Raw genomic sequence first — 19,124 nt, forward strand, 5'->3', positions numbered from 1 at the left:
AGTTCTTTTAGCTAAACATTTTAGCTTATCAAAACAAAATATACCTTCTACACAATCGGGGGTAATTTCTAAAATATGGTTTATTAAAATCATTATATAACATAATCATGGATTTCTGTTGAATATTCTATGTTTTCCGACAAATACACCCAAAACTCTTCCTGATGTTCATTTAGATATAATAACTTATATAGCAATATATTTTTCATTATCTTTCCCAATAAACCCTATCCTCTTGTTTTCCACAAAAAAGCACAGAGATTCCTCTCCATGCCTACTAACCTCTACCTCTTCACCGCATGCACATAATGCACCGTCTCAAAAGCTTCTAAATAATCATTTCTTCCTTCAAAATATAATACATCAATATCCTCTGGTGATAAATGCTCATAAATGAGTAAGCCCGCCTTCTCTAACAGTGCTTCCATTTCAGCATAAGAATAACATGATTTCATCGGTTCTCCGCCTACCGCAGCCATTTTCACCATATTTTCAACTCGATTGGACAGTCCCTTTTCTGTAAACAAGTTTTCATCGGGATAATCAAAAACGATAGAACTACCTGTCGGAACCATCTCGAATAAACATTCTAATAAACTAGCAAGTTCCTCTTTCGTTAAATAGTACGTAACACCTAAAAGGCTAAAGAAAGTCTTTTTATGTTCAAATCCTTCATTGCGTAACTGTTCATAGGAAAATCCTTTCGTAAAATCCATTGAAACAAAATGAAGGTTATTTGGAACTTCAAGTTCTACTTCTTTTATTCTTTCCTTCTTAAACGCCTGCGTAGAAGGATGATCCACTTCAAATATTTCTATTTTATTTTCTAATTCTCGGTGTCTAAAACTGAATGTATCTAATCCCGCACCGAGTATAACGTATTGTTTCGCTCCTAATGTAATTTCATGTAGTAATACTCTTTCACAATATGCGGCACGTGCTAAAGGTGTTGGTGATAACTGAACTTGCGTAATCCATTTTAATATTTCTTTTGGATTATCTTGAAACTGCTGTGCAATGTCTGTATTGAAGAAATGTATTCCTTGAACCATATTCGTTTCAATATTAATTCGTTCTTTTGGCGAAATGAACTCTTTAGCTACATAATCATCAAAGATTTTCGGATTATCAAATTCACTATGATATGCCCTGCTGAAAGCTGATACTAACGATGTTACACTTGCTTCACCTTGTTTCACGCACATACACTCTCCTTCATTTTCACAACAAAAATAGGGTTCCCCTGGCCAGGAGAACCCTATTATACACCTTATTTTTATATTGGTAAATTATAGCATAAAAAAGTTTTTTTGTCAAGTTTCCAGCCTACTAACGCTCCAACAATTTGTGTAATCTCTAGCAGGAAGATTTCGATCTACACCGAATATTCCAGTTCATAACAATACAAATGGAGGGCGTCATGAAAAGATTAGTCATCATTACAGTTGGAAAAACACACAGTGGAAAAACTACATTTGCAAAAGCTTTAGAAAAAGAGTTACCCCACTCTTTCGTTATGGATCAAGATAACCAAGCTGAATTTATTAACACGCATTATGAAAAATTACAGCCGGCTGAAGGTGCTAATACATTTAAGCACGGTCTTTCAAAATTCATTGTTGATTATGCGAAAGAACATACAAATTTACACCTTATTATTTGTAATTCCAATCGCAGTAAAAGCGGAAGATTCTATTTATTAAACGAATTATTTCCACAGAATGAATATGTACGCATATTAGTTCATTTTGACATTCCAGATGATGTACTTTACGAAAGAGTGGCTCGAAGCACGCGAAGTACCAATATTTTTAGAGGTGGATATTCTAGTTTCAAAGAAGTACTTGATCGACAACAAACTGAATCACTTCACGATGATGTGGTAGATCCTGTAGAAAACGAGGCTGATTATTTGTTTGTTATTCGCAATAATAAAGATGTAAGCTTTACTATAGAAGAAATTGTTCATCTAGCTAAAGGTTTATTCCCTACCCCAAATAAGAGATTATAAAAATTACATAATCATAGATTATTATGCAAATCCTTCCTCTAAGCGCCTAACATAGTATATAATAATAAGATAATCTACTTCTATATGCTCATTTTTACACAAAACAGTTCATGCATATGAAAGAAAAGAGGTACAAAAATATGAAAACAAAACAAACAATCGCTGCGTCTACACTAGCTTTAGCAATGATTGCTGGCGCGAACCCTGCTCATGCGGAAGTAAATGATGCTACTCCTCAGCAAAGTACGGGAGATCGATTAGCTGAAATTAAGCAACATAAACAAGAGTTAGATGCGAAATTGCAGCAACACAAAGAAAACGTGGATCAAACATTGAATGAACTTAACAAGGTTAAGGAAAATGTTGATACGAAGGTGAATGAACTACATGAACGTAAACAAGTTGCTGATGAAAAAATTAACGAGATTAAACAACATAAACAAGAGTTAGATGCAAAACTTCAGCAAGACAAGCAAATCGCCGAAGATAAAATCGCTGAAATTAAAGAGCATAAAAAACAAGTAGAAGATAAAGTTGCTGAAGTAAAAGAGCATAAGCAAAATATCGATAACAAAGTGAATGAGATTAAAGAACATAAACAAAATGTCGATGAAAAAGTGAATGAAATGAAGCAACATAAAGAGAACATTGATCAAAAGGTTAATGAACTTAAGGAAGTTAAAAAACAAGTAGATGAAAAATTAGCTGAGTTAAAAAAAGCGAAACAAACTGCTGAGGACAAACTCGCTGAACTAAAAGAAAACAAGCCGAATACTGGTAATACGTTAGAGGAACTTAAGAAAATTAAAGGCAATTTAGACAGTCTTTCCGCTAACTTAGAACTAGCTAAACAAGATGTAAAAAACAAACTAGCTGAATTACAAAAGGCTAGAGAAGATTTACTAAATAAAATTAACGAAATTAAACAATCGAAACAAACTGTTTCAGACGATTTAACAAAGAAAAAACAAGACTTAGATATTAAAATCAACGACTTTAAGCATACTGAGAAAAAAATTGACGACAAATTAGCTGAGTTACATACAACGAAGCAAAATGTTGATAACAAGATTAATGAAGTGTCACAGTCTAAACAAACGCAAGCAGATAATAGTACTAAAAACAATAACGCTAAAGAACTTCCTAACGCTGGTAGCGAGCAATCAAACAATATGGCTCTAGGAATGCTATCTGTATTAGGCGGGATTTTATTAATAACACGCAATAAAATTAAAACGTTATTCTCAAAATAAAGCCATTATACTTATTAAAAACAATGATACAAAGGCCAACCGCATATACGGTTGGCCTTTTTCTTTATATTAACTGTCCATCTCGAAGCGTCAATATACGATCACATACATCAAGCATTCTTTCATCATGTGTAATCATAATTGCTGCTTTTTGGCTCTCTTTCACTTCGCGTTTCATCATTTCAACAACTTCACGTGCGCGTTTTGAGTCTAAGCTTGCCGTTGGCTCATCCGCTAATATTAAATCTGGGTTGTTCATGAACGCACGAGCGATTGCTACCCTTTGTTTTTCCCCGCCAGATAGTTGATTTGGATAATGATTCTTTCTTTCTCCTAATCCAAATGCCGCTAATAAATGATCTGCACGCTTTTCGGATTCTTGTTTACTTTCTTTTTTTAGCTTTGCAATGTAAAGTAACTGTTCTTTCACATTTAAATATGGAACAAGGTTTGCAAACTGGAAAATGAAGCCGATTTTTTTCAAACGAATGTCTGTCATTTCCTTTTCTGATAACTGTGTAATATTTTGCTCACGAATGTAAATATCCCCTTTTGATGGTGATAATAATGCACCCGCGATTGATAATAACGTACTTTTCCCTGATCCAGAAGGACCGACGATTCCGATAAATTCTCCGGCTTTCACATCAAGCGATATCGGATGAAGGGCTGTTACTTCCGTATTCCCTTCTCCGTACACTTTACTTACTTTGTCTAATTTTAATAATGAAGTCATTACATCCCGCCTCCAATTGCTTCTAATGCATCAACTTTTAATACTTGGTATAACGAAATAAGTGTTCCTAAAATACTAATTACGATAAAGATTGCTGCGTATTGTGCAATCATCGGTGTTGTTAATAAGAACGGCATACCCGCTGGTAAAATTTGTTCTAACCCTTGTACAAGAACGATACTAATTACCATCGCAACGACTGATAAGAATAACGCCTGTACGACTAAGCTATTTGCTAAATACGAGTTCTTTGTACCGATTGCTTTTAATACACCTAATTGCTGTGTTTTTTGCAGTGTAATAACGTAGAAGAATACACCGATTAGTAATGCAGCGATAACAAGTAAGAACGCAATGATCATCGTTAATGTTCCTTGTTCTTCTTTAAATCCTGGAATACTTTGTAGCACTTCTTTTTTGTCAATTACGTGTGCATTTTTAATCTCTTTATCTGTGTTAAGTGCAATTGCACTATAATCTTTTTGGTTTGGTTGTGAAATAGATCCCCATACGTCTTCATTTACATAAACGACTGGTGTATGGCTAAACATTTGATCTTTCGTAAATCCAACGATTGTAAATTCTTTCTTTGAAACAGGATCGATAATTGTATCTCCAATATCAATTCCTTTTTCTGTAATTGATTCGTCAGCAACCATCTCGTTGTTTGCTGTACCTAATTTCTCACCTTTTACAATGTTCGGTTCTAAAAATGAATCTCGTTCGCTTGAGAAAATAGCGATATCAACCTTTTTCGAACTATCTTTCTTTTCATATGTTGAAACTTTCACACGAAACGGAACTGCCTCTTTGTCACCTACTTGATTTACTACGTTATCTACATCGTCTTTCTTAATTTGTGAACGAAGTAATTTATTTTCCGCATCATCTGCTAAAACGAACTTATTTGCCTCCATATTTTGAATCGATGAAGCATTATCATATGATAATCCATTTGCTAATCCTGAAATAACAAGGACTAAAAATGATAATAACACCATAATCAATCCGATTAATCCGTATCGTAATTTTGATTGTTTTAATTCACGCAGAGCTAAAAACATTTCGCTCGCTCCTTCCTCTTTCTTTCTATGCACTTATCATAAAAAAGAAATATGAACGGAATATGAACAGAAGATTACAGAGGGTAAGATTTAATTTTCAGAAAGTATTGAAAATAATTGAAATCCTTGATACAATTCAGTCAAATAATATTGACCGAGTAATTTCATTTAAGGAGTTGATCATTTTGAAGCCCGTATTAACACTAACTACTTATAGCCAACTAAAAGCATTAAGCGATCCACTACGTGCCGAAATGATGATACGTCTATGCGAACGTCCTTATACTGGACAATTACTATCTGAGAAATTCGGCATTTCAAGGGCGAAAATTCATTATCATTTAAAAGAATTAGAAAAGAATGGTCTTATAGAGATCGTTTATACAGAGGAAAAGAATGGGATTATTCAAAAGTTTTATCAATCTGTCGCGAAAGGCTTCACCCCTGCTACAGATCTATTACCTCATTTAGAGATAGTAAGCGAATCAGGTCGCCAAATCTTTTTACAAATGATAGAAAGAACGAAAAGCCAAATTCTCGCTGCACCAGAAGAAGCTTTTACATTACAAAATGCAAGTGAAGATCCAGCTAAGTGGAATTACGTTTCATCCTGCTGGGAATTTGATGCTACGCCAGAACAATTTCAAGTGTGGGTGAAAAAGTTTTATGAATTAATGGCTGAATTAAACGAAATCACAAAAGGTGCAGATAAAGATCCGAATAGCAAACCTTATTATATTTCTACTACTGCACTTCAAATCGCTGAGAGAACAATGCAGCAATTTATTAAAAAAGAAGAAAAATCGTAATACGATTTTTTTTACATAAACGGTCAAATTTATTTTACCGAATAAATTTATTATAAAGGAGTAGATAAAGTGGACATATTAAAAAACCGGAATTTCCTCTTATTATTTTTAGGAAGAATTTTCACCAACATAGGAGATAGTTTGTATTATGTAGCCGCGATGTGGCTCGTATACAAATTAAGTGGTAATCCTTTTTATTCTGGATTGGCTGGTTCCCTTACGTTATTACCTTCTGCATTACAATTTCTTACTGGTCCATTCGTTGATAGATGGTCCATTAAAAACACCCTCGTCATTACACAAGTTCTGCAATGCATTCTTATTTTAATCATTCCTATTACACACTACTTCGACCTACTAACAGTCCACCTACTACTCATCATCATGCCTATCGTAGCCTTTATTGAACAATTCGCCTATCCCGCACAATCAAAAGCTTTACCACTTCTACTGCATAAAACACAATTATTAAAAGGAAATTCACTCTTCTCATTTGCATATCAAGGCATTGATTTAATTTGTACGACGCTTTCTGGAATATTAGTAGCACTATTTGGCGCGATCACTTTATATGTAATTGACTCTTTCACATTCGCAATTACTGCCCTTTTGTTCTTTTCATTGAAAATACCAAAGCAAACCGAAACGGGCACATCACTTTCAACTAAACAATATTTCTCTGATTTAAAAGAAGGGTTTTCAATTGTCTTCCGTTCCTTAATGGGCGTATTCTTAATCGGTTCCGTTGTCGCTAATTTTTCAATCGGTATGACGATGGCAATACTCCCTTCTTTCGCTGATTCTTTAGGCGGTGTAAAATTATATGGTTTCTTTTTAGCCGCTATATCCGCCGGTTGTTTAATTGGAGCACTATTCAGTTCATGGGTTGGTAAACATAATGTTGGCCGTGTCTCCATTATTAGCTTTGCGACTGGCGCTTTCTTTTGGTTTCTCTCTACAGTTGTACCGTTTCAATGGTTATCCATTTTTTTATTCGGCTTAGCTTGGATACCAATTGGTGCGACCAACATATTATTTGCGACTATTGGTCAAATTGTAATTCCAAACCAATATCTTGGGCGTATCAATTCAGTCACACGAAGCATGGGCACAATTGCTATGCCACTCGGCTCTTTAATTGGCGGATACACTGCGAATGTATATAGTAGCCAACTCATTTTCGCGCTTGCTAGCATCGGGATTTTATTCATTTCCCTCGTATGGCTACTTCATCCGAAATTACGGGCTTTTCCAAAAGCTGATGACATTACAGCGGATACTTTTGAGCTTCGGTTTAAAGGAGAGTGCGGGAAAGGTGCGGCTTTATAACAGAACAAACATAACCCCGTTCTAAATTGGGGACGGGGTTAAAAATATAATTATTTCATTTTGGATGTAAAATACTTCACTAAAAATATAACAATGAAGTCGTTTGAATATCTAAAATTTATTCAACAATAGCACCAACTAAAAGGTTCCGTTAACGCTTTGATGGCCATGCCCCCTGCATTTTCCTTAATTGAATAATTTGTCCTGTATGATAAGCATCATGAAGCATGATATCCAGTAATTTCCCCTCTAGTGAATTTTGCTCAAGCTCTCTTTCGGAAATTGCACTTAATACCTGTCTTAAATTATGTTGAGCATCTTCAGAACGTTCAACGACTTTCTTCCATTCCATATCATCATTAGATTGCTTAGTAAGATAAAATGTCTCATTTCCATCAAGGTTATGTGTCCATTCACGGCCTTCCAAGTTGGCAGCAAGCCTCTCTTTGTAATAAATGAGATGATTAACGTTCTCCCAAATGGTATTCGTTTCCTCACTAGATGGTTTCCACATAGCCTGTTCGGCCGTAAGTCCTTCTATAGCATGTTTAAACGGTGCATACCAACTCTCTTTATCGAATGTTGAATCTAGTTTATTTAATAACAAGTCAATTCGTTTCAAAATAATTTCCTCCCTACACAGTTCAAGTTTTAATACACTCCCTCTAACTCTGTAGAGATTCTACATTTTTAAATAAACTTCCTCCTAATCCCACTCCATAAACTCATCCGATTATGCAATTAAAATGACTCATATTTTTTCATTTCACACGTATACTAGCAACAAAAAAGAAGAGGCTATTTTCAAACAGCCTCTTCCATCTATTTAGGAAGTTCCACCCGTACAGTCGTCCCTTCCCCTTTCGTGCTATAAACTGAAACAGTTCCGTTATGCAGTTCAACAATCTTCTGCACAATCGACAATCCTAAACCGCTACCTTCTACGTTTCTTGCCCTTGCTGTATCTACTTTGTAAAAACGATCAAAAATACGTTCCATCTCTTCTTTTTCCATTCCGATTCCGTTATCGGATATAGAGATAATGACACTATACTCTAACTCTTCCACGAAAAACTCAATCGTCCCAGCATCGTTTGAAAACTTAATACTATTCGTAAAAATATTACTCCACACTTGATGAAGCAAGTTTTCATCACCTTTAATTGTAATGTCCGGCACATCAAACTCAACAGCGATATCTTTCTCACGCCATTTCCATTCGAGCATAAAAATGACGTCTTTAATTTGCTTCTGCAAATTGAATTCTTTTATTTGTAAAACTTTCTCTTCTTTATCTAATGAAGCGAGCGTCAGTAACTGTTTACATAAACTAGACATTCGCTTACTTTCCCCCTCAATAATTTGTAAGTAATGGTTTCTTTCTTCCTCACTCATCTTTTCTGTTTGCAATGTTTTCGAAAAACCTTGTATAGAAGAAAGCGGCGACTGGAATTCATGTGAAACGTTCGAAACAAATTCTTGTCTCATTTCATCTAGTTCTTTAATACTCTTCGTCATCTTTTGGAAGCTTGTAGATAACGTTCCTATTTCATCTTTTCGTTTTACATCTAATTCAATTTCATATTCCCCACTCGCAATTTTTTGCGTAGCCTTCGTAAATTTACGAATTGGGCGAACGATGTAACCTGCTGCAATCACTATAAAGATAATGCTTAATAGTACGATAAACCCAAGTAATACCGCTAAGAAAATTCGCATCTCGCCAAATTGGTTCTGAATGTCGGGACGAATAAATAAAGCGTACTGTTTATCACCGTGTTGCACTGGTACACCGACACTATTTATTAATTCATTATCGAAAAAACCGGTAATAAAGAGACGCGTTGGATACGTAGAAACACCATTAAACGTTTCTCCTTGCAATACTTTATGAACAGTAGCATCGCTAATAGACGTCTTACGAAACGCATTACCGATACGCTTCCCATTCTTTTGATCATCGACAATATAAATTTCATACCCTAACTTTGCAATAGAATGCAAATACGTCTCTTGATTTTCTTCACTTTGCTTTTCATATAACGATTTAACTTCTTCCGCATACTTTAAAATCTTTTCACTATTATACGGTTTTAACTTCACTTGATAATATACGTTCGTTAATAAAAAGCCGATAATACTACTAAGTAGCATAATACCGACCGTCATAAATACAAATCTAGAATATAGTGATTTCATTTTATTTCAGCTCCAACTTATATCCGAGTCCGCGTACTGTCGTAATTTGAAAATCATCCGTTCGTTTTGAGAAACGATCTCGGAGCCTTTTCACATGAACATCAACTGTTCGTTCATCCCCTTCAAAATCCATTCCCCATACTAGTTCAATTAACTCTTCTCTTGAAAATGTTCTTCCAGGATAACTAGCAAGTTGTGATAATAGCTCAAATTCCTTTAAAGGAAGCAAAATTGTTTGACCGTTACACTTTACTTCCACACCTTTTCGATCAATTGTCGTTCCGTGCAACGTAATAATATCTGCACTCAGCATTTGATAACGACGTAATAAAGCTTTCATACGGAAAATGACTTCAGCTGGCTCAAATGGTTTTACGATATAATCGTCTGTACCAGAAATGAATCCTTTTTCTTTATCCACTAACTGGTCTTTCGCAGTTAATAAAATAACAGGAATATCATGATACTTCCGAATTTCTTCACATAACGTATAACCATCAACAAACGGCATCATAATGTCTACAATCGCAAGATGAATGTTTTCCTTCTCTAATACGTCTTGCGCTACCTTTCCATCTTCCGCCTCAAAAACTTTAAACCCCTCTTTTTGTAAATGATAATGCAATAACTCTCTAATATGTTTATCGTCATCAGCTAATAAAATATGTATCATCTTCATTAAACCCTCTCTCGTTCATCCTTCTACATCACTACATTAAGAAACAATTGGATTTTTTGCAAGAAAAAGAAAAGGATTCCTTAGAAGATACTCTTGTTATCATTGTGGTCAGCTGCTTTATTACTCTTATAACTTGGTGATGTTGTACTCTGGTGTACGAATAAGTGATCTATTACTTTTTTAGTAAGTGGCATAAAGAAATTCAGTAATAGCCCACCTAAACAAACAGTTAATATAGTCCCAACACCAATTGGTCCATGTAAAATCGTTGCCATTATTAAGAATATAAGGTAAATACATGTTCGTGATATAAAGATATTCGTTCTAGTTAATTCTTGTATGATTAAAGTTAATCGATCAATTGGAATGGGAGCAAAATTTGTTTGTAAATATATTGCAGTTCCTAATCCTGTAATAACTAATCCGATTCCAAAATAAATCATTTTACTGTACCATATTTCAGGTGTAATTAAATTGCGTAATAAAAATAGCCACACATCAATACCAATACCCGTTATGAATGCTGTTAACAACCCTAGTATCTCTGGTCTATGTCTTTTTAAAATTGAGTTACAACATATTAATAATAAAGCTATTATTATTTCCCAGCTTCCCACAGTAAGTCCCACATTTAAAGAAAGTCCTACTAAAAGCGCATCAAAAGGTGACGTTCCAAGATCTGATTGTATTGTGAAAGAAATACCAAGGGTTAATATTAAAATTCCTAATACATAAAAAACATACTTCATTTTAATCAACCTCTTCATCGTTATTTTTGTTGCATTTACAATAAAAATATTTTATATTAAATGTAACTTCAAATTGTTGCATTTGCAATAAAAATAAAAGATAAGGAGTTCATTATGAAAGAAATTCTTCGTGAAATTGGCATGATTGCAAGGGCATTAGATTCTATTAGTAATATAGAATTTAAAGAATATGAGCTTACAAAAGGTCAGTATTTGTACCTTGTGCGAATATGTGAAAACCCAGGAATCATTCAAGAAAAGCTATCTGAGATGATAAAAGTAGATCGTACAACCGCAGCCCGTGCTATCAAAAAGCTTGAACTCAATGGATTTATCGAAAAGAAAGAAGATGAATCTAACAAGAAAATCAAAAAACTTTTCCCAACAGAAAAAGGGAAAAACGTCTATCCTTTTATTAAAAGAGAAAACGATTATTCAAATACTGTTGCATTAGAGGGATTTTCGGAAACAGAAGCGGAAACTATTTCTAACCTTCTTCAAAGAGTAAGAAAAAATATAGAAAAAGATTGGGAATTTGTAAAAAAGGGAAATAAGAGAGATTATTGATTATATAAAGGAGCGAACTATTAATATGACTACACATATAGAAAAGTGCACCCTTAAAGATATACACAAACTTCAAGAAATTAGTTATGAAACATTTAATGAAACTTTTAAACATCAAAATTCACCCGAAAATATGCATCATTATTTGGAAAAGGCATTTAACTTAAAGCAATTAGAAAAAGAATTATCCAATAACTCTTCTCAATTCTTTTTTGTCTACTTCAACGATGAAATTGCTGGGTATCTGAAGATCAATACTGATGATGCTCAGTCTGAAGAAATGGGCGATGAATCACTTGAAGTCGAGAGAATTTATATAAAGAGCTCCTTTCAAAAACATGGTCTTGGTAAACACCTACTAAATAATGCTATTGAAATTGCAATAGCAAATAATAAAAAGAATATTTGGCTAGGCGTATGGGAAAAAAATGAAAATGCTATTGCTTTTTATAAGAACTTAGGTTTTGTACAAGCTGGCTCTCACTCCTTTTATATGGGCGATGACGAACAAGTTGACCTTATCATGATCAAAACACTCATATAACTTTTTTGAGAGGTGGGCTATTATGTATATTCCAAAGTATTTTAAAGTCACAAATGTTGATGAAATTTGGGATTTTGTTCAAAAAAACTCTTTTGGAACAATCGTCACAACAAAAAAAGAGAAACCAATCGCAACTCATTTGCCTTTTGGGTTAACTAAACAAGGTGATGATTATTTTATTACTGGACATATGGCTTATGGGAACCCCCAGTGGAGAACATTTGAAACCTGTGAGGATGTTCTTATAATGTTTCAGGGACCGCACTCTTATATCTCTTCTTCTTGGTATGAAAATGAAGAAGTTCCAACATGGAATTATCAAGCTGTCCATATATATGGTAAAGCAAGTATTTTAGATAAAGAGGAATTAATAGATGAATTAACAACAATGCTGAAAAAATATGAAGAGCATCGTGAAAATCCAGTATTATGGGATAAACTTTCCCCTACTCTCTTAGAAAATGAACTGAAAGGTATAGTTGGATTTAAGGTTAAGGTGGGAGACATCCAGGCTGCATATAAATTAAGTCAAAATCGAAATGAGACGGATTATATTAACATTATTGAGAAATTGTACGATGAAGAAAATCCAGATGCAAAACAAATGGCGAAACTCATGGGGAGTAGATTAAAAAATCACATATAATCCATCGTTATTCAACTCTCACATTTCAAAATTAAAGAACAGACTGGAGCGCTTTATCGGCGGTTTTCTTTAGAACGTAAAAGATTGAACTGAAAGTGACTGGCGTTTAATTAAAAAAGAATCTATTTTGAAAACAGATGATTCAAAATAGATTCTTACGTTTTAGTATTAAGATTATTTTAATCAAAAACAATTTCTAAGCCTTCGAAATATCAACAAATCCTTCTCCGAACACATCACGAACATCGTGTATAGCGATGAACGCAGCTGGATCTGTAGTTTGAACAATCCGCTTTAGCTTCACTACTTCTTGCTTATTAATAACAACATAAAGAATTTCCTTCGGAGTTTTCGTGTAATAGCCATGACCTGAATACACAGTAACCCCTCTACCCATTAAAGTCGTCACCTTCCCAGCAATTTCATCTGGTTTATCAGAAATAATCGTGATGGCCTTTTTCGGATTTAAACCTTCAATTACAAATTCCATTACTTTCGTTCCTACATATAACATAATAATTGTCAGCATCAGTTTTTCTGCACCAATGATGAAATAAGATGAAAACGCAACGATTAAATCGAAGAACAGTAGACCATAGCTAATACTCCAGCCTAAATACTTATGCGTCATTCTTGCTAAAATCGTAGTACCTGCAGTTGTTCCGCCAACACGAATGATTAGACCAATACCACACCCAATAAATATTCCACCGAAAATGGCATTTACGAGCATTTCATCAGAAGCAATCGTCCAGCCTTCTGTTAAATGAAGAAATAGCGAGTTGGTCACTACAGCAATAATCGTATAAATCGTTGTAATCTTATTTAAAAATTTATAACCGACTATTAACAAAATCGCATTTAAAATTAAGTTAACTAAACCTGGTGACCACTCAAATAAATAGTACGTAATAATCGTGATACCTGTTACCCCGCCCTCACCAAACTCGTTCGGAATAACAAATAAATTGACACCTAACGCAAAAAGAAATGCACCGATAATAATAAAAATAATGTCTGTCGTTCTTTTTTTCATACAGTACCTCACTTCTTATGTAAATATTTATTCTGCCATAAACTCTCACTATTATATCGTGGAATATTCAAATCGAACAGTGGTTTGTTTTTATTTTAATATAGGATAAAAAATCAACATTATTTATTATGTACTGCAAATAAAGTTTTGATTTCACCCGTAATTTACTCTTAAAAAGAAATGCTGAACATTGACTTGCACAAATTTCAAATAAAAAAGTACCCATCTAATTGTCATACGCAATGAGAATTAGATGGGTACTGCATGATACATTTAGTTTTTACATGTATTGTTTGGAGAAAATTGCAAATAACGACCTATACTCGCCTTATTAAGACCAAATCCATACATCATCATTATTTTCAGTGTTCGTCTTTGCTTCATGAACTCTTTCGATATGATCAACTGTGTTCCAGTTAATAGAACTTCCGCCCCAGCCTACATACTTCATATCAATTTTTACTTTCTCACCCGTATTAAATACTTGTCCCTTTGTTAAGAAAACATCAATAATATCTTTCTTCCCATTTAGCGATGGATATTCAACTACGACATATTTAGTAGCACCGTCTCCCTCATCTTCCATCGTTCCTACTTTTGCTACTTCTCCAATTACATAATCAGGTGAGCCATCTTCTTTCATATGCATACCTAACTTGTTTGTTGTATTTTCAACTGCAGTTGCAACCATATATTCTGTAAAATTACGCATCATAGATCCAGTAGCTTTTACTTCATCTCCTACTTTAACGTTTGAAAGTGAATCAATATACACACTAACAGGTTCCTCATATTGCTGAGATTTTACAACAATTACACCGTTATCTACTTCTACTACTCGTCCTTCTAACGTCGAGAAGTTCGATTCAATAGAAGCTGCACTCGCTTTTGTTAGTTCTAATCCTGGTACATTTGTTCCTGATAATGCTGCGATCCCTAAAGCACCTGCTAAAATTATTTTTTTCATACCCATTATGAAACATCTCCATTCATGATGATTTTTTTTGATTGGATACGACCAATCTGTAACTATTATAGTTACAACATATAAAAAATAGCAACCCTCTTTCTCATGCAATGATGCATACTGTACTTTTTAAATATAAAGCAAGAGGGCTTTAATTTAATTCAAAGCTAAAATAACCTTATGACCACGGTATAAAGAAATTAAGATCTACTTTCGGTCCTAAGGTTAATGAATAGCTTTATAAAAACTCAATCAAAATCTATTCAACTAGTTGAAAAATGAACCATGTCGAATTTTATTTTCATAAAATTCAAATTTCAAGGAGGTTTTACAAAATATTACACAGAATTATTCGTATATCGTAATATAATTGTATTTTTTTACGATTCATTTCATTTTATCTACCACGTTTAGACAAAATGAAATAAAACAATAAAAAGGAGAGAGATAGATTGAAAAGAAAAATTAGTACAGCTGTTGTAGGGTTATCAGTGTTTAGCTTTGGTCTTTTTGGTGTAAATATTGGGGATGGGGGCGTTGTAAAAGCAGAGCATGGCGATGTTCCTGCTCCAAAACTAGAGACACATGCTGATCTAAGCTCTAAATTAGATTCACATGGCGACACTTGGGCTCCTTCTTATACAAATACTCATGGGGAAGGAATGGCTCCTAAAAAAGAGAGTCACGCTGACTTCTTTGCTCCTACGTTAGAAGCGCATGGTAATACTGGCGCTCCTGCTTTAAATGTTGGTGATACTCCTGCTCCAAAATTAGATTCCCGTGACGATACTGGCGGCGCTCCTGCTTTAAACATCGGCGACACTGGTGGAGCTCCTAAACAAGAAGGGCATACACATTTCCCTGCTCCGAAAGTTGAATCTCATGGCAATACTGGCGGCGCCCCTGCTAATTCTGAACATAGTACAGGTTGGTAAGTTAACAAAATTAAAATCTATTTAGATTACCATTTTCATATACTTACAAGGAAACCATTCGATGTAACAAATATTATGTATATACATGATTTCTATTGTGATACATTCTAACTAAGAGAAATCTCCAATACATATGTGGTTTTCAAGTCTAAAAAATACACCTATTAATTAGGTGTATTTTTATTTTACCTCTCTATCTACTAATTAAAGAATAATTCCCTAAAAATCAAAAAAAACGAAGAATCTATCTATACTTCGGACACTTAAAGTACCACGAACGTTGCGATTTTTAGGGACAATCCGTATCAAACCTCCCTTTCCTCCCATGCCTAAAGGCGATAGCTTTCTTGTTCAGGAAAAGCTATAACCTCTCCATTCATGATGATTTTATTTTTCGGATTGAATACGACCAACTTATAATCATTACAGTTACAGATTGCAGAAAATATCAACCGTCTTTCTCATACAATGTTGCATACTGTAATTTTCAAATATAAATTGGTTATTCCTATATTCAACACTAAGACTGAATTCTTGAATCCCAGCAGGTAAACGAATTGATGATGAAGAAACTAATGTCATACATCATGTTTTTCAATAATACAGTTTGTATAATCGTAGTCCATTACATTCTGTAGCAGCGGAGTTAACATGTTAATAAAACCAAAGAGGTTACAAGCAGAAGATATCGTGGCGACAGTAAGTCCTTCATGGGGAAGCGCAGGTGATTCTGAGATAAGATAACGATATGACAGAGCTTAAATAAATAAAAACACTCCTATAAGATATGACTGTGAATTAGTACTTTTTAAATGATATGGAGATTACTTATCTAATGATAAAGGGGGATTTACGTGTATGGAGGTAACATTTACAGTAAGTAAGTGGGATGAAAAACCAATCGATGATAATAAAAAAGATTTCCCTATTAATATTGCTCATGTTGAATATGATATCGATGGGGAATTACAAGGAAAAGCTTTTGTTGAATACTTATTATATTATTTGGACTCAAATATAAATGATGGTCACTTGGCTACTGCTAAAATTTCTGGTTTTTTACACTTTGAAGGAATTTATAAGGGGCAACAAGGGACATTTACAGCTATAGAGCAAGGAATATTTGATAAAGGAAATTTAGATTCCCCAGGAACAATTATTAAAGCTACCGGTAACTTAGAAAACCTGAGAGGATCCTATAATTATCAGTTTACAGGTCAAACTAGTAAACTAATTTTAGAGTTTGAATTTCAGCAAAATACCTTATAATTTAGTGGAAAGGACATTTCTTGTAATACTAGGAATGTCCTTTTTGTTGACGAGTTTATCCATCACCTATTTTCTAATAGTTAAGAAAAGAACAGAGTATATTACATAACGTCTTATTATCAGTATTCAACGATACATCAAATTTTCGTTATGAGGGAAATTAAAACTCTAAGCCTGAGAGGCAGCGGGGGCCCACTTATTCATTACTTTTCCTACCAATCAAAGAATAATGCCTGAAAAGCTCCCCTGCATTACTTCTTTTCCAAGTTGATTCATACATATAAACATTTTAATTATCTTTGGACGTTTTTTCATCAGGTTCTAATTGTTCAATGGTTACGTCACAACGAATGGTTACTATTAATTGGTGACTTTCTATTAAATGAAAATCGCCTCTTATAGAGCGCAGTTTTACTTATGTTCATTCTTATGCAAATTCTGAAGCATATTCTTCGTATGTCTTTAATGTATTAAGCAATCGAGCTGATTCAATCATGATTTCGTTCGATGAATCAGTTACACAAATGACAATAAATCGATTATCATCTCTATCTCCAAACAACCCTTCTGATTCAAGCTCCATTAACACATTTAACGTTTCTTTCAACAGTGTATGTACTCGTATGTTAAAGTCATCTTCGACGATATTATGATATTTCTTAATAATTTTGTTCACTTCATCAAACATTCCAAAATCGTCCCATTCGCTCCACTCAACAGCTCCGTATCTATAATAATTGTATAAAGGGTCCGATTTATTAACTTTGATTAGTCTTTCTTTATTTGCCACTGGTCCAATGCTATTGACACAATCGTCTGTTAATATGGAGTACCCGTATATTGTGTCAACACCGCATCTTGTTAAAAGTTCGTTATAATGACAACGAATTGCATTTTTCAATTCAACATAAAAACTTTTTTGCAGCTGCATTTTCATCGTATTTCCTCCATTTTTTGTAGCGACCTGTTGTTACATATTTCAATCTTAACATTAAAATCAACATTAAACGTTTACTGAGCCAAAATAAGAAAAACCGAAACTAAAATCATTTCGGTTTTTCTAACTAAAGAAGTCTATTTATTTTAAAGAATGGACAAACAACCCACTACGCAGTTTCGGTTCAAACCACGTTGATTTCGGTGGCATGACTTCTCCGGCATCTGCGATTGCTAATAAATCTTCCATAGATGTCGGATATAATGCGAATGCTGCTTTGTATTCGCCGCTGTTCACAAGGCGTTCTAGTTCTTCTAATCCGCGGATTCCTCCGACAAAATCGATACGTGAATCAGAACGCGGATCATGTATTTCAAGTACTTGGCTTAATAAATGATCTTGCAGGATAGATACATCTAAACCTCTAACAAGATCATTCGCATCAAATGTTTCTTCTTTCACAGTAAGCTTATACCACTTCTCATTTACATACATACCAAATGTTTTTGGCTCATTTGGTTTATACGGAGAAACAGGTGCTTCTTCTACATAAAAGTACTGCGTAATTTGATTTAAAAACTGTTCCTCTGATAAGCCATTTAAATCTTTCACAACTCGGTTATAGTCCCAAATCGATAATTCATCATGAGGGAATAGAACCGATAAGAAGAAATTAAATTCCTCTTCTCCTGTGTAATTTGGATATTGTTCTCTTCGCATAAGTCCTACTTTTGCAGCTGATGCAGAACGGTGATGCCCATCTGCAATATAAAGATTAGGAATATCTTCAAATGCGTTTACTAAGGTCGTAATTACATCTTCATCTGCAATCTTCCACGCAACATGCTTAACACCGTCTTCTGCTGTAAATGTATAAATTGGCGCATGCTCTTCTTTCCAGCTTCTAATTAAATGCTTTACTTCATCTTTTGTACGGTACGTTAAAAAGATTGGGCCTGTATTGGCGTCACACACATCTACGTGGCGAATACGATCTAGCTCTTTTTCATGACGTGTTCTTTCATGTTTTTTAATTGTATCATCTTCATACTCATCAATAGATGTACAAACGACAAGGCCTGACTGCGTTCTTCCTTGCATCGTCAGTTCATAAATATATAGCGCTGGCTCTTCATCTTGTATGAACACTTCTTCTCGTATAAATTGCTTTAAATTGTCTCCCGCTTTTTCATACACGCGATCATCATACGGTGACAGTTCAGGATCTAAATCAATTTCTGCTTTATCAACATGCAAGAAAGAATATGGATTCCCTTTTACAACTCCCCTTGCCTCTTCACTATTTAATACGTCATACGGTAAAGCTGCCACTTGTGCCGCTTTTTCCTCTACTGGACGAATGGCCCGAAACGGTCGTATTTTTGCCACATTCC

General features: G+C 34.3%; 20 protein-coding genes. 9 read left to right on the forward strand and 11 right to left on the reverse strand.

All coding sequences use genetic code 11. From position 1 onward, the window contains the following. Positions 1–284 precede the first annotated feature (284 nt). Positions 285–1,205, reverse strand: coding sequence for a class I SAM-dependent methyltransferase (locus NST90_RS14950; RefSeq protein ID WP_052733437.1), 921 nt, complete (start codon positions 1,203–1,205; stop codon positions 285–287). 215 nt (positions 1,206–1,420) lie between these two features. Here NST90_RS14950 and NST90_RS14955 point away from each other — a divergent pair, with 215 nt between their 5' ends. Together NST90_RS14955 and NST90_RS14960 are read left to right on the forward strand one after the other, a co-directional pair. Beyond that, positions 1,421–2,011 carry an AAA family ATPase gene (locus NST90_RS14955; RefSeq protein WP_000826966.1) on the forward strand — a complete coding sequence of 197 codons (591 nt, stop codon included), beginning with the start codon at positions 1,421–1,423 and terminating at the stop codon, positions 2,009–2,011. Positions 2,012–2,151: 140 nt separating this feature from the next. Further along, a complete protein-coding gene (locus NST90_RS14960; protein ID WP_000850996.1) occupies positions 2,152–3,264 on the forward strand; it encodes an LPXTG cell wall anchor domain-containing protein in 1,113 nt (370 codons plus the stop codon). Positions 3,265–3,328: 64 nt separating this feature from the next. On the opposite strand, the gene NST90_RS14965 is transcribed toward NST90_RS14960, so the two are convergent. Together NST90_RS14965 and NST90_RS14970 are read right to left on the reverse strand one after the other, a co-directional pair. Further along, positions 3,329–4,000, reverse strand: a complete 672-nt coding sequence (locus tag NST90_RS14965; RefSeq protein ID WP_000202597.1) for an ABC transporter ATP-binding protein — start codon at positions 3,998–4,000, stop codon at positions 3,329–3,331. Next, the gene (locus tag NST90_RS14970) at positions 4,000–5,064 is read right to left on the reverse strand and encodes an ABC transporter permease (RefSeq protein WP_000477745.1); all 1,065 of its coding nucleotides are present in this window, start codon (positions 5,062–5,064) and stop codon (positions 4,000–4,002) included. The genes NST90_RS14965 and NST90_RS14970 overlap by 1 nt, the downstream gene beginning before the upstream one ends. A gap of 185 nt (positions 5,065–5,249) precedes the next feature. On the opposite strand from NST90_RS14970, the gene NST90_RS14975 reads away from it, so the two are divergent. Together NST90_RS14975 and NST90_RS14980 are read left to right on the forward strand one after the other, a co-directional pair. Beyond that, the gene (locus NST90_RS14975) at positions 5,250–5,873 is read left to right on the forward strand and encodes an ArsR family transcriptional regulator (RefSeq protein WP_000805789.1); all 624 of its coding nucleotides are present in this window, start codon (positions 5,250–5,252) and stop codon (positions 5,871–5,873) included. 69 nt (positions 5,874–5,942) lie between these two features. After that, positions 5,943–7,202 carry an MFS transporter gene (locus tag NST90_RS14980; RefSeq protein ID WP_061113222.1) on the forward strand — a complete coding sequence of 420 codons (1,260 nt, stop codon included), beginning with the start codon at positions 5,943–5,945 and terminating at the stop codon, positions 7,200–7,202. 151 nt (positions 7,203–7,353) lie between these two features. Here the strand turns inward: NST90_RS14980 and NST90_RS14985 are convergent, their stop codons facing one another. The 4 genes from NST90_RS14985 to NST90_RS15000 form a co-directional block, all read right to left on the reverse strand. Next, on the reverse strand, positions 7,354–7,824 hold the full coding sequence (locus NST90_RS14985; protein ID WP_000820997.1) for a DinB family protein: 471 nt from the start codon (positions 7,822–7,824) through the stop codon (positions 7,354–7,356). Positions 7,825–8,024: 200 nt separating this feature from the next. Next, complete coding sequence (locus NST90_RS14990; RefSeq protein ID WP_048558184.1) at positions 8,025–9,401, reverse strand: HAMP domain-containing sensor histidine kinase; 1,377 nt, start codon at positions 9,399–9,401, stop codon at positions 8,025–8,027. 1 nt (position 9,402) lies between these two features. After that, on the reverse strand, positions 9,403–10,080 hold the full coding sequence (locus NST90_RS14995; protein WP_000781961.1) for a response regulator transcription factor: 678 nt from the start codon (positions 10,078–10,080) through the stop codon (positions 9,403–9,405). 80 nt (positions 10,081–10,160) lie between these two features. Further along, on the reverse strand, positions 10,161–10,829 hold the full coding sequence (locus NST90_RS15000) for a YitT family protein (protein ID WP_000878277.1): 669 nt from the start codon (positions 10,827–10,829) through the stop codon (positions 10,161–10,163). Positions 10,830–10,943: 114 nt separating this feature from the next. Here NST90_RS15000 and NST90_RS15005 point away from each other — a divergent pair, with 114 nt between their 5' ends. From NST90_RS15005 to paiB, 3 genes are read left to right on the forward strand one after another with little or no spacing between them, the layout of a single operon-like run. Then, a complete protein-coding gene (locus NST90_RS15005) occupies positions 10,944–11,396 on the forward strand; it encodes a MarR family transcriptional regulator (protein ID WP_000658990.1) in 453 nt (150 codons plus the stop codon). Between the two features lie 25 nt (positions 11,397–11,421). Continuing rightward, a complete protein-coding gene (locus tag NST90_RS15010) occupies positions 11,422–11,940 on the forward strand; it encodes a GNAT family N-acetyltransferase (protein ID WP_000207064.1) in 519 nt (172 codons plus the stop codon). 22 nt (positions 11,941–11,962) lie between these two features. After that, positions 11,963–12,586 carry a protease synthase/sporulation negative transcriptional regulator PaiB gene (gene paiB, locus NST90_RS15015; RefSeq protein WP_000275824.1) on the forward strand — a complete coding sequence of 208 codons (624 nt, stop codon included), beginning with the start codon at positions 11,963–11,965 and terminating at the stop codon, positions 12,584–12,586. 196 nt (positions 12,587–12,782) lie between these two features. Here paiB and NST90_RS15020 read toward each other — a convergent pair whose 3' ends face one another. Both NST90_RS15020 and NST90_RS15025 read right to left on the reverse strand, forming a co-directional pair. After that, a complete protein-coding gene (locus NST90_RS15020; RefSeq protein WP_000747497.1) occupies positions 12,783–13,622 on the reverse strand; it encodes a YitT family protein in 840 nt (279 codons plus the stop codon). Between the two features lie 331 nt (positions 13,623–13,953). Beyond that, complete coding sequence (locus NST90_RS15025) at positions 13,954–14,595, reverse strand: F0F1 ATP synthase subunit alpha (protein ID WP_000525489.1); 642 nt, start codon at positions 14,593–14,595, stop codon at positions 13,954–13,956. Between the two features lie 446 nt (positions 14,596–15,041). On the opposite strand from NST90_RS15025, the gene NST90_RS15030 reads away from it, so the two are divergent. Beyond that, positions 15,042–15,524: a hypothetical protein gene (locus NST90_RS15030; RefSeq protein ID WP_000823365.1), complete on the forward strand. Its 483-nt coding sequence runs from the start codon at positions 15,042–15,044 to the stop codon at positions 15,522–15,524. An 858-nt stretch (positions 15,525–16,382) separates the two neighbouring features. Continuing rightward, entirely contained in the window at positions 16,383–16,793 is a 411-nt protein-coding gene (locus tag NST90_RS15035) for a DUF3224 domain-containing protein (RefSeq protein WP_000454094.1), read from the forward strand. 427 nt (positions 16,794–17,220) lie between these two features. Here the strand turns inward: NST90_RS15035 and NST90_RS15040 are convergent, their stop codons facing one another. Together NST90_RS15040 and NST90_RS15045 are read right to left on the reverse strand one after the other, a co-directional pair. Beyond that, positions 17,221–17,730 carry a DUF4303 domain-containing protein gene (locus NST90_RS15040; protein WP_000783832.1) on the reverse strand — a complete coding sequence of 170 codons (510 nt, stop codon included), beginning with the start codon at positions 17,728–17,730 and terminating at the stop codon, positions 17,221–17,223. 141 nt (positions 17,731–17,871) lie between these two features. Next, positions 17,872–19,119 (reverse strand): DUF1015 family protein, encoded by a 1,248-nt coding sequence (locus tag NST90_RS15045; protein ID WP_048534781.1) that lies wholly within the window; start codon positions 19,117–19,119, stop codon positions 17,872–17,874. Positions 19,120–19,124: the final 5 nt, after the last annotated feature.

The sequence above is a fragment of the Bacillus sp. FSL E2-8900 genome (genome assembly GCF_037966225.1).
In the GTDB taxonomy this organism is placed as follows: domain Bacteria; phylum Bacillota; class Bacilli; order Bacillales; family Bacillaceae_G; genus Bacillus_A; species Bacillus_A cereus.